The organism is Legionella adelaidensis (genome assembly GCF_900637865.1).
Taxonomy (GTDB): domain Bacteria; phylum Pseudomonadota; class Gammaproteobacteria; order Legionellales; family Legionellaceae; genus Legionella_A; species Legionella_A adelaidensis.
Genome location: NZ_LR134432.1, coordinates 32438 through 52685, shown reverse-complemented (window position 1 = coordinate 52685; position 20248 = coordinate 32438). Strand labels below are relative to the sequence as shown.

Sequence of the window (20248 nt, the reverse complement as noted above, 5' to 3'; positions counted from 1 at the left end):
ACTTTAAAAAAACCTCGTAGAGATACGGCTTTTGTGGCCGCGGCAGGGCCTTTGGTAAATATTTTTATGGCATTGTTATGGGCCATGCTTTTTAAATTAGCAATGTGGCTCAATCCACATGTATCAAAGATAGCCTTTTTTCTTTTACTCACATCACAAGCGGGTATATTAGTCAATTTAGTTCTTGCATTACTAAACTTAATTCCTATCCCTCCTCTTGATGGAAGCCGTATCTTAGCAAGCCTTTTACCCAAACGATTAAGTATACCCTTTATGCGACTGGAACCTTTTGGTCTTATTATTTTACTATTGTTATTATTCAGCGGTCTTTTAAGTAAAATTCTTACTCCTGTTTTCTTAAAATCGTTAGACTTAATTAGCGCTCTATTTAATTTATGAAAATCCTCGCTGACAATTCGCTACCTCTTTTACACATTTTTACATTGCATTTTGAAGTAGTAACTTATAAGGATGAGAACGAATTAAAATCACTGCTAAAAAACGATTTTGATATATTGCTTTGCCGCTCTACATTAAAAGTCAACGAGGCCCTTCTTTTCAATACCACTATTCAATGTGTGGCTACCGCAAGTAGCGGTATCGATCATATAGATTGTAACTACTTGCAAAAAAAAAATATTAACCTGTTTCATGCACACGGCTGCAATGCAATAGCTGTGGCTGATTATGTAATTGCTACGGTGGCCTCTCTTACAAAAAACAATTTACTGAGCGGGAAAAAAGCAGGGATAGTTGGTTTGGGCGCCGTAGGAACTCAGGTAGAAAAGAGATTAGCAAGGGCAGGATTCACAATTGAATGCTTTGATCCACTCAAAGCTAAAGCAACAAGAACCAAAAAATTCTGTGATATGGAAGCACTTTATTCTTGCGATTTACTTTGCATCCACGCAAATCTCCATGAAACATGGCCTTTCCCTAGTAAAAATTTGATCAATGCCGACTTTATTCGTCATCTAAAAGAAAAGGTAGTTATCATTAATGCTTCAAGGGGCGGGGTTGTCGTAGAAAAGGATTTGCTCAATCAAAGCAGTAAATCACTCATTTATTGCACAGATGTCTACTCAAACGAACCTTCAATCAATGAAGAAATTATTGATTTTGCTTATATTTGCACTCCGCATATCGCCGGCCATAGTATTGAGGCAAAAAAAAATGCGGTATTAAAGCTAAGCGAACAAATACATGCTTGCTATAGTTTTACCTCACCCTTTTTCCCTAACACTACTGAAATAACTTTTTTACCAATTAAGAAATCTTGGCAAGAATTTATACTCTCGATTTACAACCCTGTGGATGAAACAAACAGGATTAAACAAGCTAAAAATAAAAAAAACTGTTTTATGGATTTACGCAATCAACACACAACAAGACACGATTTTCTATACTATAATGCTCAGGGGTTAAACCAGTCCATTAAATCTTTATTAGGACAATAACCACCCAATATGCACAGGATGTGCATTTTTTTTCAGGGAGAGATTTACATGCGCATTAGTAGAGAAACATTACAGTTCAATTTTAACCAATGGCGTGGCGATTATCAGGCTCACAATGAAAACCCGTTTATTTTAACCGCTCTGCTCATTCATGATTTTTTACAGGGAATACATTTAAAGGCGATCCAACTTAAGTTAAGCGATCATAATTCTGAAGCTTTTAAATCATTTGATCTGTATGACAAAAGAGCTATCGGATCCTTATTATTGGGTAAATTACATATAGATGAATACCAAAAAAAGGTAAACCATTCTTCCAAAGAGTTTTCACTGTTAACTGATATTAAATCAATCTTGGCAGAACTATATCTTGATCACGGTAGCTTACCTAAGCAAAGCCACCTGGAAGCCTTAATCACCAATTACCTACGCTGGTTAAATCAAGCAATTCCTAATTCTGAAGTATATGATTTGGTTTTATCACTTTACACAATGCTGCGCATAACCTTTATTAATTTAAATAATGTGAATTTTGCTATGCGCATCTTCATTAGAACACAAGGATTTAAAGTAAATGACATTAAGGATGCAATTCAAAATGCGATGACGAAAACGGAAGAGTTTCTTTCGGTTATTGAAAATAGTAAAAGTACATGGGAAACCCCAAAAAATCAGGACAGCTCCCCTACACCGATGAGTCTCTCCGCCCACTTCAGAGATCAATCCCTAAGGGTAATTAATAGGCAAGACCCTCTACCAGAAAACATTGAACGGGTTTCTATTTTTTTAAAAAATACCCAAGTAAATCTTGCTGCGCTTCTCAAATTACGAAAACAACGAGAAATTCTTAGCGGCCAGTTTGAACACGCAAAAACATTGGAGTTTGCAGTATTAAGTAATGAACGCTTATTAACTGGAAGAAAATATGCTTTAGAATTAATTCAAGAAAATAGAGAAAGCTTTAAGTGTTTATTAAAAAATGCCAAACAAAAAGAGAGGGCGCAATGGCAGATATGGCTTATGGAGTTGCAATTCCCTTCCCCCATACGCAAAGTAGCGAACTCTTTTCAATATGCTTTGAGTTGGATTGGCAGTCTCCCTGCTTCTGTTTTCCGTATACTTGTGCCACATCATATTCAGGAAAGAATAAAAGAATTTGTTCCCTCCACATTTGATAGTGAATGCAAGCAACAGTTAATAGCGCTCGCAAAAAAACAATCACATAACTTAATAAGCAGAATAAAAGAAATTGATCATAAAATTGAATGTCAAATTCAAAGATTAGCAAATGGTAGTCAAGGTGCAAAATTATTATTGTATAAAGCGAATCCCCAAAAATTAATTGAATTATTCCACACAAATGCAGCAACCATTGAAGCTATTGAACACTTTGAATGTTTAAGTAAAAAGATACTTCATAATGAAGCCATATTGAAAAAAATTCGCGGTTTATACATATATGTGAATGCATTAATAGAAGAACATTCAAGTCTGTTGGTGAGTCTTTTAAACCTTCTGGAGCATTATTTAGGGGGATTTTTCAAGACGCAAAAAAGTGAAAAAGTAAAAGAATCGAAATTGATTCTTAATGAGTTATATGAGCTGGAAAGAGAATATACGACCAAACTCAACACTGATATTCGCGTTATAAAAGAAGATCCGGCCATTGAAGATAATATTAAAGGTATTTTCTCAAATTTATTAACAAATCCAGAGATAAAACCAGAACCCCGAATACGTCCGAGTGTAAAAAATATGCACTCTGCATTCCAATATATCCAAACCCGGTATCAAGTAATAAAAGAAAAATGTTGGGAGGAGAGGCCTGAAAACAAAGATTTTTTTGCTAAACCACTATAATCCTAAATAATTTATTCAGAGAATTGCAAAAATTATGGTATCTTACACTCCTTTAATGTAAAGGCAGATTAAGGCCTACATTAAAAAAAGTAGATTGTAGTTTAGTTAGGTGAGAACATGAAACAATATGTAATTGCTGCATTTTATAAGTTTATACCCCTTGATGATTACGAATCATTAAAAAATCCACTTTTAGCAGTAATGAAAGAAAATCGTATTTTAGGCACCGTTTTATTAGCCCATGAAGGCATTAATGGGAGTATTGCCGCTACACCCGAAGACATCATTGCATTTTATAATCATTTGCATGCAGACCCTCGCTTTTCTGACCTCGTTTTTAAAGAAACCTACGACGACATGATGCCTTTTGAAAAAGCAAAGGTAAAATTTAGAAAGGAAATTGTTACCTTGGGAGTTCCCGACGTCAATCCATTAAAATCTTGTGGGATTTATGTAAGTCCAGAAGAATGGAATACCCTCATTAATGATCCTGATGTAGTGGTTGTTGATACAAGAAACGATTATGAAGTAGAGCTGGGTACATTCAAAAATGCAATAGATCCTAAAACAGAGAACTTTCGCGACTTTCCCGAGTATGTAAAAAACAATCTCATGGATAAAAAAGATAAAAAAATTGCCATGTTTTGTACGGGCGGAATACGTTGTGAAAAATCAACTTCTTATTTGTTAAATTTAGGATTTAAAGAGGTATACCATTTACAAGGTGGAATTTTAAATTACTTGGCAACAATACCAGAAGCCCAATCATTATGGGAAGGACGTTGTTTTGTATTTGATGAAAGAATAGCTATAGAGAAGGTTTAGCCAAGATTTAAAGATGTGCAAGCAGTACATCTAAAAGGATAAGAGGGATCTATGTTAAGGATATGTAGTTATGGCATAGATAAGTATTGTTACAAAATTTATCTTTGAATATGCCAAAAAATAAACATTACGAGTGTTATCCGAAAGATTTCAACTCTGCAGAAAGTTATTATTGCGCTTTCCAAGCAATTCCTAAAGGGACTAATTCCCTCTCCCTCTTTGGAATTCAACTGGGATTGCTTGCTGAAGATGTTGCGTTAGACCTTTTTAATAACCTCTCACCTGAGATCAGAGAGCTTTCCTTGGCAAAAAATGGTTTTGGCGATCAGCCCGTTGCTCACCTGCAAAGAATTTTAAGTAATAGAAGAAGCATTGTTGGATTAGATATTTCCTGGAATAATCTGGGTAATCACAATGGACGCGATTTAAGTACTGCTTTAGCCGGTCTTTCCTGTCTCAACGAGCTCAATTTGGGCTGGAATGAGCTCTGCCTAATGGAAACACAAGACTTGGCCCTTTTTTTGGCTCAACTTAACGATAGTATTAATAAAGTCATTTTAGCCGGTAATAATTTAAGTAAGAAATCTGGTAGCGAATTAGCTACTATTATCTCCTCAATCAAAAGTGCCAAGATTTTAGACCTTAGCGAGAATGACTTAGGCAGTTTAATCGAGATTGATTTAGATCAAGCTTTTGCTGCCATAGGCTCTAATGTACAATTTTTAATATTTCGAGGAAATAATATAGGCACCCACACTCGAAATAACTTGGGCACTGTACTATCAAAGCTTCCACAAAATATTATCGCCCTAGACTTACAAGCTAATAATTTACCCTTCATCCCATTAGAAAACTTATCAAAATTCAAAAACAGCGCCCCATTTATTAAAGAAATATATTTAAGTAAAGAAGAACTGGAACGAATGCCTACTGAATCTTGGATGGCAACAAAAAATATTTTTCCCAATCTGGAAAGAATCTATTTAATAGATAATGCTCAGAAAATAACCACTTTGAATTTTAGAAAAAGAATAGAAATACTCGAAAAAGACAGCAATTATTCTATCTCTTTATCAAGGTAATGTTGGCCAAGCCAGGGATATTCCCAATGTTTGGGCCCTTGCGGCAATAACTATTTTCTCAATATTTCCTGATCGGAAAAATGAATTTTTTGTTTTCCTACTTCTTGATAATCCTCGTGCCCTTTGCCTGCAACTAAAATAATATCTTTTTCTCTTGCAATTTTAAGCGCATGAAGAATGGCGGCTTCTCTTTCTACAAATGATGTTACCTTCGCAGAATTAGTAATACCAGCGAGAATTTCTTCTATGATTTTTGCCGGATCTTCCGTTCTGGGATTATCACTAGTCACAATAATTACATCAGCGTATCGTTCAGCAATTTTAGCCATAATAGGCCTTTTGCTTTTATCACGATCACCTCCACACCCAAAAACTACAATTAACCGATCCATTTTTAATTGGTTTAAGGTAACTAAAGCATTTTCCAGAGCATCAGGCGTATGTGCATAATCGACCAAAGCTAAAGGTTTATTTAATACTCTTTCCATTCTCCCAGGGGAAGCATGAAGCTCTGGTAATATTTCTGCAACTGCTTTAGGTGCAAACCCCTCCGCCACCAAACTTGCAAAAACAGCTAAGGCATTGTAAATGTTAAACATCCCCAATAATTGAATTTGGGTCGGTAATTCTTCCTTTTGAGTTTTAATGACAAATTCACTACCATGCATACCCATTTGGCACCGAACTGCCCGGATAGTTCCTTTGGTCAGCCCATAACTAATTTTCTGGCAATGGCGCGGTAAATGCGCTGCCATTAAATCATGAAAGGAATCATCTTCATTAATTATCGCCGTATGAAGGGAGTCGTTCATAAAAAGTTTCGCTTTGGCAGCGGCATAGGCTTCCATGGTATGGTGATAATCCAGGTGCTCATGGCTTAAATTGGTAAAGATGGCTTGTTTAAAAAGAACCCCCTCAACTCTCCCCTGATCTAAAGCATGGGAAGAAACTTCCATACAAACTTGCGTAATGCCTTCTTTTTTAAACTGATAAAATATTTTTTGTAATAAAAGAGCATCCGGGGTCGTATTACCAATAGGTACAATGTTTCCAATTTTTCCTTGTCCCAGTGTCCCTATATAAGCTGCTTCCCTATTTAATAACCCATACGCTTGAGCTAAAAGATAAGCAATAGTAGTTTTACCGTTGGTTCCCGTTACCCCACAAACATTTAACTGACGTGAAGGATATTTATAATAGCGATTAGCAATTGCAGCGATTTTCCCAGATAATCCTGCGATTGGGATTAATGGTACATGAAACGTTAAAGAAGTAGGCAGATCTTGTGATTCATATGCAACCGCCGTAGCTCCGGCCTTAATTGCCGATTCAATAAATAGCCTCCCATCTGCTGCAGCTCCTGGGTATGCAAGAAATAACTCACCCGGTTCCACTTTTCGGCTATCGTTTTGAATACCGGTTATTTCAGTTTCTGCTAAAGGTTGATTAAGCCAAGGATTTAATAATTCGGCTAATTTCATTGTGGTCTCGTTGGGTTATCTGGTTGTACGTCGAGCATTCGTAGCGCAACCCCCATAACCTTTGAAAATAAAGGAGCTGCAACCGCACCTCCATAATATCCTAATTTGCTAGGCTCTTGAATAATCACTGCCACGATTAATCTTGGATTGGATACCGGAGCAATTCCAACAAAAGAAGCAATATGTCGATTCGCTTCATACCCCTGTTTTCCGGCAATACGCGCGGTTCCTGTTTTTCCTGCAATGCGATACCCTGGAACACGTGCTTGCTTTCCCGTTCCATCCGCCTCTACCACAGCCTCCATCATAGTTAGAACCTGATTGGCAGTTTCTGCTTTGATAACCTCGGAAGCTTCAACAGGTTTAGGGTAGTGTATTAATGAAATAGGGATTAATTTTCCTTGATTAGCAAAAATAAGGTAACTTTTAGCTAACTGTAAGGCCGTTACTGATAATCCATAGCCAAAACCAAGCGTGGCCTGAACAAAAGGATTCGCATCTTTAATATTAATCAGTGAACCTTCACTTTCTCCGGGATAACCACTCTCCGTCCTTTGCCCAATCCCGGCCCGAGTGTAAAGACCAATTAATTGCTCTGGTGGACTTGCTAAAACCATTTTGGTTACCCCAACGTTACTTGAACGCTGTAATACGCCGGTAACATCTAAAACGCCATAATTATGAATGTCCCTGATAATATGCCCGTGAACCAGCATTCTGCTTGGGTTAGTGTCAATAATAGTGTTTGGAGTAAACTGCCCACTTTCAAGCGCGCTTGCAATACTAAAAGGTTTAATAACCGATCCTGGCTCAAACGCATCAGTAATGGCTTTATTGCGATAACTATCTAAATCATAACGATTACGAACATTCGGATTAAAAGAAGGGGAATTGGCAATAGCCAATATTTCACCTGTTTGAGTATCTAATACCACCACCGAGCCAGATTTTGCTGCATACTTAGTAACCGTGTCTTGTAATTCATGGTATGCAAAATATTGGATCCTTCGATCAATACTAAGTTTTAGCTCATTTCCTGGCCGCGGTTCTTTTATTACACCCAGCTCTTCAATAACTTGCCCTAGGCGATCTTTAACGACTTTCTTTTTACCACTTTCACCCTTGAGCCACGTTTGATAAGCGAGCTCCATTCCTTCAATCCCGTTATCATCGACATTAGTAAAGCCCACTAATTGAGCTGTACACTCTCCTTGTGGGTAGTAACGTTTAAATTCTTGCTGAAAATTAAGTCCAGGGATATCCAAAGCTTCAATTTGCTTTGCCACCGTTGGCGGAACTTGCCGTTGCAAATAAATAAATTCGCGAGTTTTCGCGCTATCGATATGTTTCGTAATTTGTTGGGGGGTAGTTTTTAAGAGTTCTGCTAATTCTTTTAACTGTTTTTTGGAAGCGGTAAAAGTTTTAGGGTTAATCCATAAAGATTTTACTGGTGTGCTTACGGCTAAAGGAGCTCCTTCCCTATCGGTAATCATCCCGCGGTAAGCAGGTATATCAATAATACGTAAACTACGTGCGTCTCCTTGTCCTTGTAAAAATTGGCGATTTAAAACAGTCAAATCATGCATGCGCCAGATTAGTATTCCTAACAACAGCAAAAAAAAGCTTGCAACAACGAGTAGCCTTGCTTGGTGACCCTTAATTTTCATCGTAACCGTAAAATAAAAGCTTGTTTATCCGAAGGAATAACCATATGCAATTTTTCAGTTGCTAATTCTTGTACTCTCGCAGGCGTTGCCAAGCTTGCTTGCTCTAGCAATAATTGTCCCCACTGCAATTGTAATTGGTGGGTTTGTTGTTCAGCGCTTTGCAATTGACTAAAAGTTATCCTATGTAAATTGGTGATATAAATTACAGCAAGAGCGCTCAATAATACAGAAATAATTAAAATAATTTGCATACATAGCCGTTTGGACACACGTATTTGCGCCCAATGACCAGTAAAAAAATTACTTTGATTGATAACTTTAGCTGCAGCATTCATGCTATTTTTTCTCCTATTCTAAGTACTGCACTGCGCGCGCGAACGTTTTGGGAAATTTCTTGTTCGTTTGGTTTTATTGCTTTTCCAATACGACGAAAGTTGGTTTTTATATCTATATGTCTAACAGGAACTCCCGGGGGAATTTCGGGCCCTTTTTCTTGGGATCGCATAAAATCTTTTACAATACGATCTTCTAAAGAATGGAAACTAATAACTGCAAGTCGGCCACCTGCTTCTAAAACATCAAGGGACTGGTGCAAGCAGGCTTTTAAATCTTCCAACTCTTGATTGATAAAAATACGAATGGCTTGGAAGACGCGGGTTGCCGGATGTTTGTGCTTTTCCCACTTGGGGTTTGCTGCTTTTACAATTTCAGCAAGTTCCGCAGTGGTTTCTATGGACTTATTTTCGCGCTCTCTTGCAATCGCATTGGCAATCCGATTAGCAAACTTTTCTTCCCCGTACTCTTTAAACACAGAAGCCATTTCTTTAGCCTCAGCTTTATTTATCCATTGAGCCGCGGTGAAACCTTTGGTTTGATTCATACGCATATCCAAGGAACCGCTTTGCATAAAACTGAAACCTCTAGCTGCTTCATCTAACTGCGGAGAAGAAACGCCTAAATCGAGTAAAATACCATTAACTTTGCCAAATATTTCTAGTTTTTTGGCGATATTACCTATTTCCGCAAATGAACCATGTACGATTTGAAAACGCGGGTCTTTTGCGAATCGATTTCCAGCAAAAGCTATCGCTTGCTCGTCTTTATCAATTGCAATAAGACGGCCATTTTCATTTAAAGCATTAAGTATAGAGCGGCTATGGCCACCGCGGCCAAAGGTCCCATCAATATATATTCCATTGTCTTTTATTTCCAAAGCTTGGATTGATTCTTGCAATAAGACCGGAGAATGTGCGGTCATAATTAATTTTCCATAATTGAAGACGTTAGATGAAACACGGGATGTGTTATGTTACGAAAAGGTAAACATGCCAAATCCACTTTACTCTCCTATTAAAGAGAAAATGTTTTCATCTCGTCAGGTAGTCCATCTTCTCGAGACGCTTCTTCTTCTAGCCACCTTTCACGTCGGGACTGCCATAAACCTTCGTCCCAAACCTCAAATTTATTTCCTTGCCCAATAAGCACCACTTTTTTATCTAACTTTGCATGCTCACGCAGCAAAGGAGGTAATAAAACCCTGCCATTACTATCTACTTCCACATCCGTCGCATGCCCGATGAGCAAGCGCTGAATACGGCGAGCAGCAGCATTAAAACTTGGCAAGCGCTGAAGATTGTCTTCGATTACTTGCCAAGCTCTGGCAGGGTAGAGCAGCAAACATGTTTCCTCAGTATCAATGGTCACTACAAGAGAAGCATGGTCATTACCTAAAGCCTCACGATACCGTGTGGGCACGGCAAATCGACCTTTAGCATCCAATGTAATTGCATTAATCCCACGAAACATGATTTTAAATCAGGGAATCTCTTCCCACTTTTCTCCACTTTTTTAACATTTTAACCCACTTTATTACACTATAGAAACACATTTTTACAATCGTCAAGGAAAAAACCCATTTTTTTTGAAATAATTGGAAAATTTGTTTATGAAGAAATCATTTTGTTCAGATATAAGGTTTTCAGATAATCGAGATATGTTGTAATAAAGGCAAGGTGGCGTCGAAGCCATCGCGTAAACCCGAAGGACTGTTCGACCTCGGCGCCACCTACACTTATTTTGAAAAGGCTAGAAATAGCTCATCTTATGGAAGGAAGAAATCTAATTCATCTCAATAGCTAGCTTAATTCCTTGCAATACTAAATCAGGAACCAAGTAATCATAAATTTTCTGATTTTCAAACAACGAAGCAAAACCTCCTGTAGCAAGAACTAATGGTTCTTGATCTGAGAAAGTTTCCTTTTTGATGCGGCTGATAAGTTCTCGGCACGCACCTAAAGCCCCATAGAAAATACCGGATTGAATACTTTCAATGGTAGAACGTCCAATAATATGATCTACCTTAACAATCTCCACCGGAGGTAGCTTGGCAGTATTTTTTGCCAAGGCATCCGCTGCGAGCCTGACACCCGGTAATATCACCCCACCTAAGTAAAATTTTTGAGCATTAATGGCACAAAATGTGGTGGCGGTACCAAAATCAATAATAATTAAATTCTTATTGGGATAAATGTGGGTTCCCGCAATAGCGTTTGCAATACGATCCGCCCCTACTTCTATCGGGTTACGGTATTTGATATTTAACCCGGTTTTAACCCCCGCTTGTAAAAAAAAGGGCTCTACAGAGAAATATTTTAAACAGGCTGAACGAAGCGAATAATCCAGTTGAGGAACAACAGAGCATATAGCAATTTTCTTTATAGCGTCAGGAGAACACCCATTTTCCCGCAATACACTTTTTAAAAAAATTCCAAACTCATCCGAGGTACTCACTTTAGAGGTATGCCGAAAACGTAAACGAATCTCTTCTCCCTCAAACACACCACCATAAATATGGGAGTTTCCCACATCCAGACAAAGCATCATAAGACTTCTCTCTTGAAAAAATTAAGTCATGCTACGATTTGTTTTTAACATTGGCAAGGCTAAGAACTTCATCACCCTATTAAACGCCAAATAGCGGTGAAAATATATTTTTAGCAGGAAGGATAGTAGGTTATTAAAGAAACCAAACTTAATACTAGTCTAATCTTTCTATCAAATAAAAGTCGGTCGATAAGCCGGGTTCTGTCGTGGACAATCATTCATCTGGGACAAATGTCACCATTTGCCTCAAGCGACCTACCCGGATCCCGCATGGGCCATGCGTATGAATAAATCATTGGATCCCTATTTGGTCTTGCTCCGAGTGGGGTTTTCCCTGCCACGTTTGTTACCAAACGCGCGGTGCGCTCTTACCGCACCTTTTCACCCTTACCTCTAATGAGGCGGTATATTTTCTGTGGCACTTTCCGTAGACTCACGTCTCCCAGGCGTTACCTGGCACTTTGCCCTCTGGAGCCCGGACTTTCCTCCTTTTGCCTTAGCAAAAAGCGATTGTCTGACCGACTGGTGTTAAGAATAGCAAAGTGCTTAGCAAAAAACCAGAATTAAAGGTCGCGGGTACCAATAAATTCGTCATCAAAATAACGCTTTAGCTTCGTGCGCAATGTACCGCGGCTTACGCCTAATACACGAGCTGCTTTTGATTGATTGTAACGCGTCAGCTCCATTACCGTGCGGAAAAGAGGCGCTTCTACTTCTTCGACGATTAATTGGTATAAGTTCAAATTTGCATCTTTGCTGTTTACTGCAGTGAGATACTTTTTAACGGCGCTAATCACTTGGAGTGATAAAGCTTCGCTCGTCTGTTGAACATCTTGCATTACTGCACTCATTTGTTTCTCCACTTATATTTTAAATAGTTGAAAGCCTCCCAAAAGTATTTTGCGAGAGCATCATGGGCTATATAGTATCAAATATCTCAAAGAGTGTAAATATTGTTTTATTGATACTCATTTATTAAGGGAAGCTTAAGAAAATTTCAGATGAAATATCAATCGTTTTGAATATAATAAAAACACAAAATAATATTCATGTTTACTTTCTATCAATTGCGGTGCATTATTAATCAGATAGTAAAATAATGCAAATTACGTCATAGTAATCTAATAATTGTTTAATTTCTTTAAAAAGGTTTACTAATGCTTAGAAGTTTACGTCGAGAAAGACCCGGGGAAATTGATATCCAAGAGGTTTATGAAACGCTGGAAAAAATTATTTCCAAATATACTCATGAGTATAATTTTTTTCATCGCAAAGCCAGAGCGACCCCAAGTAGTAATTCGCCTAAAAAACAGCAAGCCGAAGAAGAGCGATGTTCAGCTTCGGCCGTGATTATGCGAGCCTATCGAAGAGGAACACTGGAGTGGTACATTAGAAGAATTTTTCAACATGCTAAAGAGGACGCGTATCACGGCTTAAGCATTGAAGAGATCGCAGAAATAATTTGCAAGAGGGAGCTTGAGGAAATAGGTAAAGAACGCAAAACCCTAGAGACTATGTTGCAAGGGGTAGAGGAAATACTTCAAACCTCCCTTTCCGATGAGCAACGAGAAGAATTTAGCTCATTTTATAATACTAAAAAAGCACATGATGAAAAATTAGAAGCAAGATTTAATGAATTAACTGATTTTCCAACATTTTTTAGCTCTTTGTGCTCCTACATGAGCCGAGTTTTAAAGTGCCGTATAGAAGAGCCAGCAGCAGCGGCTGCTGCTCCAATGTCGGGGTACGGAGGAAGTTAATTGTAATTGACAGGTGGTCCAGCTATCTTTTTGGTGGGCCTGCTCATCAGCCTACTTCAATTGCAAACTTTAATTAACAGGTCACCGTAGGGAAGTATTACCCCACGGTAAAACTTTCCCCACAACCACATTGGCCTGTTTGATTAGGATTATTAAATACAAATTTAGTATTCAGTCCTTGTTTGACATAATCCACCATCATTCCTTGCAGGTATGGATAGCTATTTTTATCTATACACAATAAATAATCATTTGCTAAAGCACTAACGATATCTTTATCCGAAGGTTCTGCTACATACTCTACTACATAAGACAAACCTGAACAGCCTGTTTTTTTCACAGACAAACGGATTCCCTTGCCGCCTTGTTTTTGCAAATAACTTGCAATATATTTTAAAGCCGATTCGGTAAAAACAATTTCTTTTTTGCTACTGTTTACTTGAATAACATCTGACATGTACATTTCCGACAAAATATTAATTGTAGTATACACCAGGATTTTATGGATAGGAAAAATAGACGCCGTTTACTCATTATTATAACTCGTTAAATTGTCGAGTCTTTGGCATCAACTTCCAGACATTTCCCGCAATTTCGGTATTTCCTGATTGATGATTTGAATGGCTCTGTCTATATCTTCTTCAGTTGTAAAACGTCCAATGGCTATACGAATAGAACTGTGGGCATCTTCTTCACTAAGCCCAATGGCCTGTAACACATAAGAAGCTTTTAAAACCGCAGAAGAACAAGCAGACAAAGTTGAAATAGCCAAATCCTTTAAAGCAATTAATATATCTTCACCGGCTAGCCCTTTAAATGTAATATTTAAATTGCCAGCAACGCGCTGCTCTTCACTACCATTTAAGTAAGTAAAAGGTAAATGTTTTATTCCATGCCATAATTTTCTGCGCAATTTTAAAATTCTTGCTTGCTCTTGCTCTCGTTCTTTCTCGGCAATAAAAAAGGCTTCCCCCATTCCTACAATTTGATGTGTAGCCAAGGTTCCAGCCCGTAAACCACCTTCTTGCCCACCTCCATAACTAAGAGGGCTAAGACGCGTACGCGGTTTTTGCCGTACGAATAAGCCTCCCACTCCTTTAGGACCATAATTTTTATGGGCAGAGAATGACATTAAGTTCACTGCCAAATCTCTAACCCTTATAGGTAATTTTCCGATACTTTGGGCTGCATCTACATGAAAGACAACCCCTTTATCTTTTAAATACTCACCAATAGCTTGAATATCTTGAATCACCCCAATTTCATTATTCACGTGCATTACTGAAACTAAAATGGTGTCAGGACGTACTGCCTTTTTTAGCTCTTCGAAACTAATTAATCCATCTTCTAGTGGTTTTAAATAAGTAACCGTAAAATTTTCTCGTTCTAATTGTTTAAAACTATCTAGTACGGCTTTATGTTCAGTAGATACGGTAATCACATGCTTCCCTTTGCGCTGGTAAAATCGCGCACTACCGAGAATGGCTAGATTGATAGCTTCTGTTGCTCCAGAGGTAAACACAATCTCTTCAGGGCTGGCCCCTATTACATCGGCTACCTGCTGGCGAGCACGCGCTACTGCTTCTGCGGCTTTTAAGCCATATTCATGGGTAACTGAGGCGGCATTACCGAAGATACCATCAGGCCCCATATATTGAATCATCTTTTGAATCACACGAGGATCTACAGGAGTAGTGGCCATGTAATCGAAATATATAGGCCGTTTTACCATCTATTCGTCTCTCTTTTTTAACTGCAAGCAATATTGAACCTGGCTCAATATCCCGCGCAAAATATTCACTTCTATCTTTTCCAGCTTAGCTCGGTTGAATAAACGGCGCAAACGCTGGATTAATTTTTTTGGGTTACTTGGTTTTAAAAAACCAATTTCTAATAGGACTTCCTGTAAATGCCTATGAAATTGCTCTATTTCATCCAGCGTGGCTTTTTCTGACTTATTAGTTGCAACGTTAATTTCCGGGTTTAAACACTTCATGCGTATTTCATAAGCAATAATTTGAACTGCCTGTGATAAATTTAAAGAGCTGTATTCGGGATTACTGGGGATATTGATATGGTACTGGCATTGGAGAAGTTCTTCATTGGTTAATCCTGCATGCTCCCTACCAAAAACTATCGCAACGGTGGAATTATTTTTTTGTTCCGCAATAAAACTTGCCGCTTGGGATGGAGTAAACCCCGGCAAACCAATTTCTCGTGCTCTCGCACTAGTTGCTAATGCTATTTCACAATCTTTTAGAGCTTCCGAGAGCGAGGGAACAACTTTTGCAGCATGTAAAATATCTTCGGCACCTGCAGCCATTTCATATGCTTTTAAATGAGGAAACATTTTAGGGGCCACTAAATAAAGATCGCTAAGGCCCATAGTTTTCATAGCGCGGGCGGTTGACCCTATATTTCCAGGATGGGTGGTTGCGATAAGAATAATGCGAATATTGGAGAGGTTCATTGCTATTTTTATGCTCGTATAGGTTCATAATGAAGACCCAACATTTGCCTTTTCCAAGCCTTGTTTTGCCTTCCGCATCAACTTATATGATAAGAAATTTTTTATCAACGTAAAACAAAAACTCTTCTACCATGTTATAATCCTGGATCCATTACCCGATCATTAAAATAAGAACCACACTATGCAACCATTGTTGAATATTGCCCTTGCTGCTGCTCGGCAAGCAGGAGACTTGATAGTTCGTCACATTGACCAAATTGAAAGGGTCAAAGTTACAGCCAAAAGCAAAGAAGAATATTTTAGCGAAGTGGATATTAAAGCGGAACAAAGTATTATTCATGCTATTCACAAAGCGTATCCAGATCATGGAATTATTGCGGAAGAAAGTGGCTCTTATAATGAAGAGGCTGAAACTGTCTGGATTATTGACCCTTTGGACGGCACCACCAATTTTTTACATAGTTTTCCATACTTTGCTGTCTCTATAGCTATTCGCGTAAAAAATCGTATAGAACATGGGGTGGTATATGATCCTGTTCGCCATGAAGCTTTTACAGCAAGCCGTGGCTATGGAGCCCGTTTAAATGATCGTCGCATACGTGTTTCGAAACAAACCCAATTAAGTGCTGCTTTATTAGGAACGGGGTTCCCCATAAAAAATGTCCAGGTAGCACAACGTTTTTTACCTACTTTGGAAGCATTAGTAGGCAAATGTGCCGGCATTCGCCGTACAGGTGCCGCCGCATTAGATTTAGCCTATGTAGCCAGTGGCCGTCTTGATGGTTTCTGGGAGCTGGGTCTTCGTCCCTGGGATATTGCCGCGGGTGCCTTGTTGATTCAGGAAGCTGGCGGTTTTATTAGCGACACCCAGGGTGGTGAGAATTATATCAAAAATGGTGATGTAGTAGCCGGAACACCTAAAGTGTTTAAATCCTTATTGCAGACCTTGCAACCCGCTGTATGAAGTTACCTCCAAACATTTCTGTAAACCAGGCCAGCAAATCCAGAGCTGGCGCTTCTAACAGGTTTCATTCTAAAGTACTAAAGCAGCGTTGGGCCTGCCGGCCCACCCGCATTAATACCTGTAATGGTCCGGCTTATAAGGGCCATTAACATCTACACCTATGTATTCCGCTTGTTCGTTTGTCAACCGAGTTAAGGTCGCACCTATTCTTGCCAAATGCAGTCGAGCTACTTTTTCATCAAGTTGCTTGGGTAAAACATACACTTGGTGTTGATAGTTCCCACTATTTTTAAATAACTCAATTTGTGCCAAAACCTGGTTGCTAAAAGAGGTAGACATCACGAAGCTTGGGTGTCCTGTGGCACAACCCAGGTTCACTAAACGCCCTTCAGCCAAGATAATCAAGCGCTTGCCATCTGGAAATATCACATGATCAACTTGAGGTTTTATATTTTCCCATTGATATTTTTTAAGACTTTGTATATCAATTTCAGAATCAAAATGACCAATATTGCAGAGAATGGCCTGGTTTTTCATACGTTGCATATGCGCATGCGTAACTACATGGTAGTTTCCAGTCGCTGTGACTACAATATCTACTTGGTCAGCTACATCATCTAAGGTAACCACTCTGTATCCTTCCATGGCTGCTTGTAGTGCACAAATAGGATCAATTTCAGCAATATAAACCGTAGCTCCCTGACCGCGTAATGCTTGAGCACAGCCTTTACCTACATCCCCATAACCTAAGATTAATACCACTTTCCCGGCGATCATTACGTCTGTCGCCCGTTTAATACCATCCAGTAAGGATTCCCGACAACCGTAAAGATTATCAAATTTAGACTTGGTAACGGAGTCATTTACATTAATGGCGGGCATTTTTAGTTGATTATTTTTAGCCATATCATAGAGTCTTGCTACGCCTGTGGTGGTTTCTTCAGAAACCCCTCTAATTTCAGCTAATAAATGAGGATATTTTTGGTGTAGAATTTGGGTTAAATCACCCCCATCATCTAATAATAAATTAGGTACCCATCCATTAGGCCCTTGAATGGTTTGTTCCACACACCACCAATATTCTTCCTCTGATTCACCTTTCCAGGCAAAAACAGGTACGCCCGCGGCTGCAATTGCTGCTGCCGCATGGTCTTGTGTAGAGAAAATGTTGCAAGATGACCAACGAACCTCTGCACCTAAAGCAGTAAGAGTTTCAATAAGAACAGCAGTTTGGATGGTCATATGTAAACATCCGGCAATACGTGCCCCCTTTAAGGGTTGAGAAGGTGAAAATTCCTCCCTAAGAGACATAAGACCCGGCATTTCTGTTTCGGCAATGGCGATTTCTTTTCGTCCCCAATCTGCCAAAGATAAATCCGCTACTTTATAGTCGGTTTGTTTATTATTTAAAATTTCTGCAACATTCATTATTAAATCCTATAAAGCGGTTTCTAATTCATTCACTTTGTCCAAGCGTTCCCAAGGAAGATTCTCACGACCGTAATGCCCATAAGACGCAGTTTGTCTGTAAATAGGTCTTAACAATTGATGATGGTCAATAATTCCTTGAGGAGTTAAGTCAAAGTGTTGTTGAATTAATTTAATGATAGTCTGGTCATCAAGTCTCCCGGTACCAAATGTTTCCACATAGATAGAAGTAGGCTCTGCCACACCTATTGCATAGGAAACTTGAATTTCGCATTTATCTGCAATACCAGCGGCCACAATATTTTTCGCAACATGTCTTGCAGCATAAGCTCCGGAGCGATCTACCTTAGAGGGATCTTTACCTGAAAAACAACCACCTCCATGCCGTGCCATACCACCATAGGTATCAACGATAATTTTTCGGCCAGTTAAACCACAATCTCCTAAAGGTCCCCCAATTACAAAACGCCCAGTAGGGTTTATAAAGAAACGGGTGTCTTTCAGCAGCCACTCTTCTGGCAATACTGCTTTAATAATTTCTTCGCGAACCGCTTCTTCTAAATCAGCATGTTTAATATCTGGGGTGTGCTGCGTGGAAAAGACTACCGTATTAACCGAGACCGGCTTTCCATCCACATAATTAAGGGTGAGCTGACATTTAGCATCAGGCCTTAACCAGGGGAGAACCTGTTGTTTTCGCAAACTCGCTTGTTTCATCATTAAACGATGAGAGTAGGCTATGGGAGCGGGCATCAAAACATCAGTTTCCCGGCATGCATAGCCAAACATCATTCCTTGATCGCCTGCACCAAGTGTTTGTCTTTCTTTATTATCCACGCCTTGAGCAATATCAGGGGATTGTTTACCAATTGCGGACAAGACAGCACATGAAGCCCAATCAAAACCCATTTCAGAGCTGTTATAGCCTATATCTTTAATAACTTCGCGGGTAATCTCTTCTACATCTACCCAGGCGCTGGTCGATAATTCACCGCCTACCAGAACCATTCCGGTTTTTACAAACGTTTCACAAGCCACACGGGCATGTGGGTCTTGTTTTATAATTTCATCTAAAATGGCATCAGATATTTGATCCGCTATTTTATCTGGATGGCCTTCAGAAACTGATTCTGAAGTAAAAACATGGGAATTATTCACAAAAGCTCCTCTTTTTTATGAATGCGACCTTTCGGCCATGGATTGTATAAATTGCTCAAAAATACCTTCGATATCATGCGGTCCTGGCGCTGCTTCAGGGTGACCTTGAAAAGCAAAAACCGGCTTTTCTTTATGTTGTATACCTTGTAATGATTGGTCGAACAACGAACGATGCGTTATTTGTAACGTATCTGGTAGCGATTCCTCTGCAATAGTAAAACCATGATTTTGGCTAGTAATAAAAACACGACGCGAACCCCTTACTTCTTGTACCGGATGATTTGCGCCATGATGGCCAAATTTCATTTTGGTCGTTCTAGCCCCACATGCTAAACCAATTAATTGAAAACCTAAACAAATTCCAAATAAAGGGATATCTTTTTTCAGGAATTCTTTAATAGCTGCAATTGCGTAGTCACAGGCCTTGGGGTCGCCAGGACCATTTGCTAATAAAATTCCGTCAGGATTGTATGACAGAGCTTGCTCTGCGGTAGTGTTTGCTGGAACTAACGTAATATGACAACCCAAGTCAAATAAAATACGCAATATGCTGTGTTTTATTCCAAAATCATACGCTACCACATTGTACTTTAAAGGATTAGAATGCAGCGCCCACTCACCTCTACCTTCATGCCAGCGTTCGACTGTTTGTCTAGAAACAACTTTTGCCAAATCTAAATTATTAAGGCCGGAAAAAGACTTTGCTAATTTTAACGCTTTTTCTACATTTACTTCAGTACTAATGCAAGCGTTAATAGCCCCTTTTTCACGTAAAAGCAGCGTTAATTGTCGGGTATCCACTCCAGCTATCGCCACCACCCCATGTTTTATCAACCAGTCCGGTAGTGATTGTTCCGAACGGTAATTACTAGGCACAATCGTACATTCGCGCATAACCATACCACTTGCCCATATGCGTGAGGATTCCATATCTTCAAGATTGCAACCCGTGTTCCCCACATGAGCTGTAGTTAAAAGAACAATTTGACGGGCATAGGAGGGATCAGTCATCATTTCTTGATAACCAGTCATCGCCGTATTAAAAACCAGTTCGCCTACGCAATGCCCTTCTGCACCAACAGAAATACCTTCAAATGTGGTTCCATCTGCAAGTACCAGGATGGCAGGTTTTCGTAACATGTGAGCCCTGAAAATTTCAAAATGTTCAATTGTAGCGTAGTCTAGGTATAGATGGAATTAATTATAAAGGTTT

Annotated in this window: 20 protein-coding genes and 1 other RNA gene; 7 read left to right on the top strand and 14 right to left on the bottom strand. The window is 39.1% G+C overall.

Features of this window, described 5'->3' with window-relative positions:
• Positions 1 to 66 precede the first annotated feature (66 nt).
• The 5 genes from EL206_RS07360 (at position 67) to EL206_RS07340 (ending at position 5224) form a co-directional block, all read left to right on the top strand.
• Positions 67 to 399 carry a site-2 protease family protein gene (locus EL206_RS07360; protein ID WP_141117176.1) on the top strand — a complete coding sequence of 111 codons (333 nt, stop codon included), beginning with the start codon at positions 67 to 69 and terminating at the stop codon, positions 397 to 399.
• Positions 396 to 1457 carry an NAD(P)-dependent oxidoreductase gene (locus tag EL206_RS07355; RefSeq protein ID WP_058461805.1) on the top strand — a complete coding sequence of 354 codons (1062 nt, stop codon included), beginning with the start codon at positions 396 to 398 and terminating at the stop codon, positions 1455 to 1457. The genes EL206_RS07360 and EL206_RS07355 overlap by 4 nt, the downstream gene beginning before the upstream one ends.
• Positions 1458 to 1505: 48 nt before the next feature.
• Positions 1506 to 3317: a hypothetical protein gene (locus tag EL206_RS07350; protein WP_058461806.1), complete on the top strand. Its 1812-nt coding sequence runs from the start codon at positions 1506 to 1508 to the stop codon at positions 3315 to 3317.
• 117 nt (positions 3318 to 3434) lie between these two features.
• Positions 3435 to 4142, top strand: a complete 708-nt coding sequence (gene trhO / locus EL206_RS07345; RefSeq protein WP_058461807.1) for an oxygen-dependent tRNA uridine(34) hydroxylase TrhO — start codon at positions 3435 to 3437, stop codon at positions 4140 to 4142.
• 110 nt (positions 4143 to 4252) lie between these two features.
• Positions 4253 to 5224: a leucine-rich repeat domain-containing protein gene (locus tag EL206_RS07340; RefSeq protein WP_131739705.1), complete on the top strand. Its 972-nt coding sequence runs from the start codon at positions 4253 to 4255 to the stop codon at positions 5222 to 5224.
• Between the two features lie 50 nt (positions 5225 to 5274).
• On the opposite strand, the gene EL206_RS07335 is transcribed toward EL206_RS07340, so the two are convergent.
• From EL206_RS07335 to EL206_RS07300, 8 genes are all read right to left on the bottom strand, one after another.
• Positions 5275 to 6705, bottom strand: coding sequence for a UDP-N-acetylmuramoyl-L-alanyl-D-glutamate--2,6-diaminopimelate ligase (locus EL206_RS07335; RefSeq protein ID WP_058461809.1), 1431 nt, complete (start codon positions 6703 to 6705; stop codon positions 5275 to 5277).
• On the bottom strand, positions 6702 to 8372 hold the full coding sequence (locus tag EL206_RS07330) for a peptidoglycan D,D-transpeptidase FtsI family protein (RefSeq protein WP_058461810.1): 1671 nt from the start codon (positions 8370 to 8372) through the stop codon (positions 6702 to 6704). The genes EL206_RS07335 and EL206_RS07330 overlap by 4 nt, the downstream gene beginning before the upstream one ends.
• On the bottom strand, positions 8369 to 8707 hold the full coding sequence (ftsL, locus tag EL206_RS07325; protein WP_058461811.1) for a cell division protein FtsL: 339 nt from the start codon (positions 8705 to 8707) through the stop codon (positions 8369 to 8371). The genes EL206_RS07330 and ftsL overlap by 4 nt, the downstream gene beginning before the upstream one ends.
• Positions 8704 to 9630: a 16S rRNA (cytosine(1402)-N(4))-methyltransferase RsmH gene (rsmH, locus tag EL206_RS07320; protein ID WP_058461812.1), complete on the bottom strand. Its 927-nt coding sequence runs from the start codon at positions 9628 to 9630 to the stop codon at positions 8704 to 8706. The genes ftsL and rsmH overlap by 4 nt, the downstream gene beginning before the upstream one ends.
• A 92-nt stretch (positions 9631 to 9722) precedes the next feature.
• The gene (gene mraZ, locus EL206_RS07315) at positions 9723 to 10178 is read right to left on the bottom strand and encodes a division/cell wall cluster transcriptional repressor MraZ (protein ID WP_058461813.1); all 456 of its coding nucleotides are present in this window, start codon (positions 10176 to 10178) and stop codon (positions 9723 to 9725) included.
• Positions 10179 to 10490: 312 nt separating this feature from the next.
• Positions 10491 to 11255, bottom strand: a complete 765-nt coding sequence (locus tag EL206_RS07310) for a type III pantothenate kinase (protein WP_058461814.1) — start codon at positions 11253 to 11255, stop codon at positions 10491 to 10493.
• Positions 11256 to 11429: 174 nt separating this feature from the next.
• Positions 11430 to 11781, bottom strand: an RNA gene (rnpB, locus tag EL206_RS07305) — RNase P RNA component class A.
• 37 nt (positions 11782 to 11818) lie between these two features.
• Positions 11819 to 12106, bottom strand: coding sequence for a helix-turn-helix domain-containing protein (locus EL206_RS07300; RefSeq protein WP_058461815.1), 288 nt, complete (start codon positions 12104 to 12106; stop codon positions 11819 to 11821).
• Between the two features lie 306 nt (positions 12107 to 12412).
• On the opposite strand from EL206_RS07300, the gene EL206_RS07295 reads away from it, so the two are divergent.
• On the top strand, positions 12413 to 13015 hold the full coding sequence (locus tag EL206_RS07295; RefSeq protein ID WP_058461816.1) for a hypothetical protein: 603 nt from the start codon (positions 12413 to 12415) through the stop codon (positions 13013 to 13015).
• Positions 13016 to 13112: 97 nt separating this feature from the next.
• On the opposite strand, the gene EL206_RS07290 is transcribed toward EL206_RS07295, so the two are convergent.
• The 3 genes from EL206_RS07290 to EL206_RS07280 all read right to left on the bottom strand — a co-directional run bounded on the left by EL206_RS07290 (position 13113) and on the right by EL206_RS07280 (position 15485).
• Entirely contained in the window at positions 13113 to 13472 is a 360-nt protein-coding gene (locus EL206_RS07290) for a HesB/IscA family protein (protein WP_058461817.1), read from the bottom strand.
• Between the two features lie 111 nt (positions 13473 to 13583).
• Positions 13584 to 14747: an IscS subfamily cysteine desulfurase gene (locus tag EL206_RS07285; protein WP_058461818.1), complete on the bottom strand. Its 1164-nt coding sequence runs from the start codon at positions 14745 to 14747 to the stop codon at positions 13584 to 13586.
• On the bottom strand, positions 14748 to 15485 hold the full coding sequence (locus EL206_RS07280) for an RNA methyltransferase (protein ID WP_058461819.1): 738 nt from the start codon (positions 15483 to 15485) through the stop codon (positions 14748 to 14750).
• 181 nt (positions 15486 to 15666) lie between these two features.
• Here EL206_RS07280 and EL206_RS07275 point away from each other — a divergent pair, with 181 nt between their 5' ends.
• Complete coding sequence (locus EL206_RS07275; protein WP_058461820.1) at positions 15667 to 16449, top strand: inositol monophosphatase family protein; 783 nt, start codon at positions 15667 to 15669, stop codon at positions 16447 to 16449.
• A gap of 111 nt (positions 16450 to 16560) precedes the next feature.
• Here the strand turns inward: EL206_RS07275 and ahcY are convergent, their stop codons facing one another.
• Genes ahcY through carA form a run of 3 tightly spaced genes read right to left on the bottom strand, consistent with a single transcriptional unit; the run spans position 16561 to position 20175 of the window.
• Positions 16561 to 17877 (bottom strand): adenosylhomocysteinase, encoded by a 1317-nt coding sequence (gene ahcY / locus EL206_RS07270; protein ID WP_058461821.1) that lies wholly within the window; start codon positions 17875 to 17877, stop codon positions 16561 to 16563.
• A gap of 9 nt (positions 17878 to 17886) precedes the next feature.
• Positions 17887 to 19035 carry a methionine adenosyltransferase gene (gene metK / locus EL206_RS07265; RefSeq protein ID WP_058461822.1) on the bottom strand — a complete coding sequence of 383 codons (1149 nt, stop codon included), beginning with the start codon at positions 19033 to 19035 and terminating at the stop codon, positions 17887 to 17889.
• 15 nt (positions 19036 to 19050) lie between these two features.
• Complete coding sequence (gene carA / locus EL206_RS07260) at positions 19051 to 20175, bottom strand: glutamine-hydrolyzing carbamoyl-phosphate synthase small subunit (protein ID WP_058461823.1); 1125 nt, start codon at positions 20173 to 20175, stop codon at positions 19051 to 19053.
• Positions 20176 to 20248 lie beyond the last annotated feature (73 nt).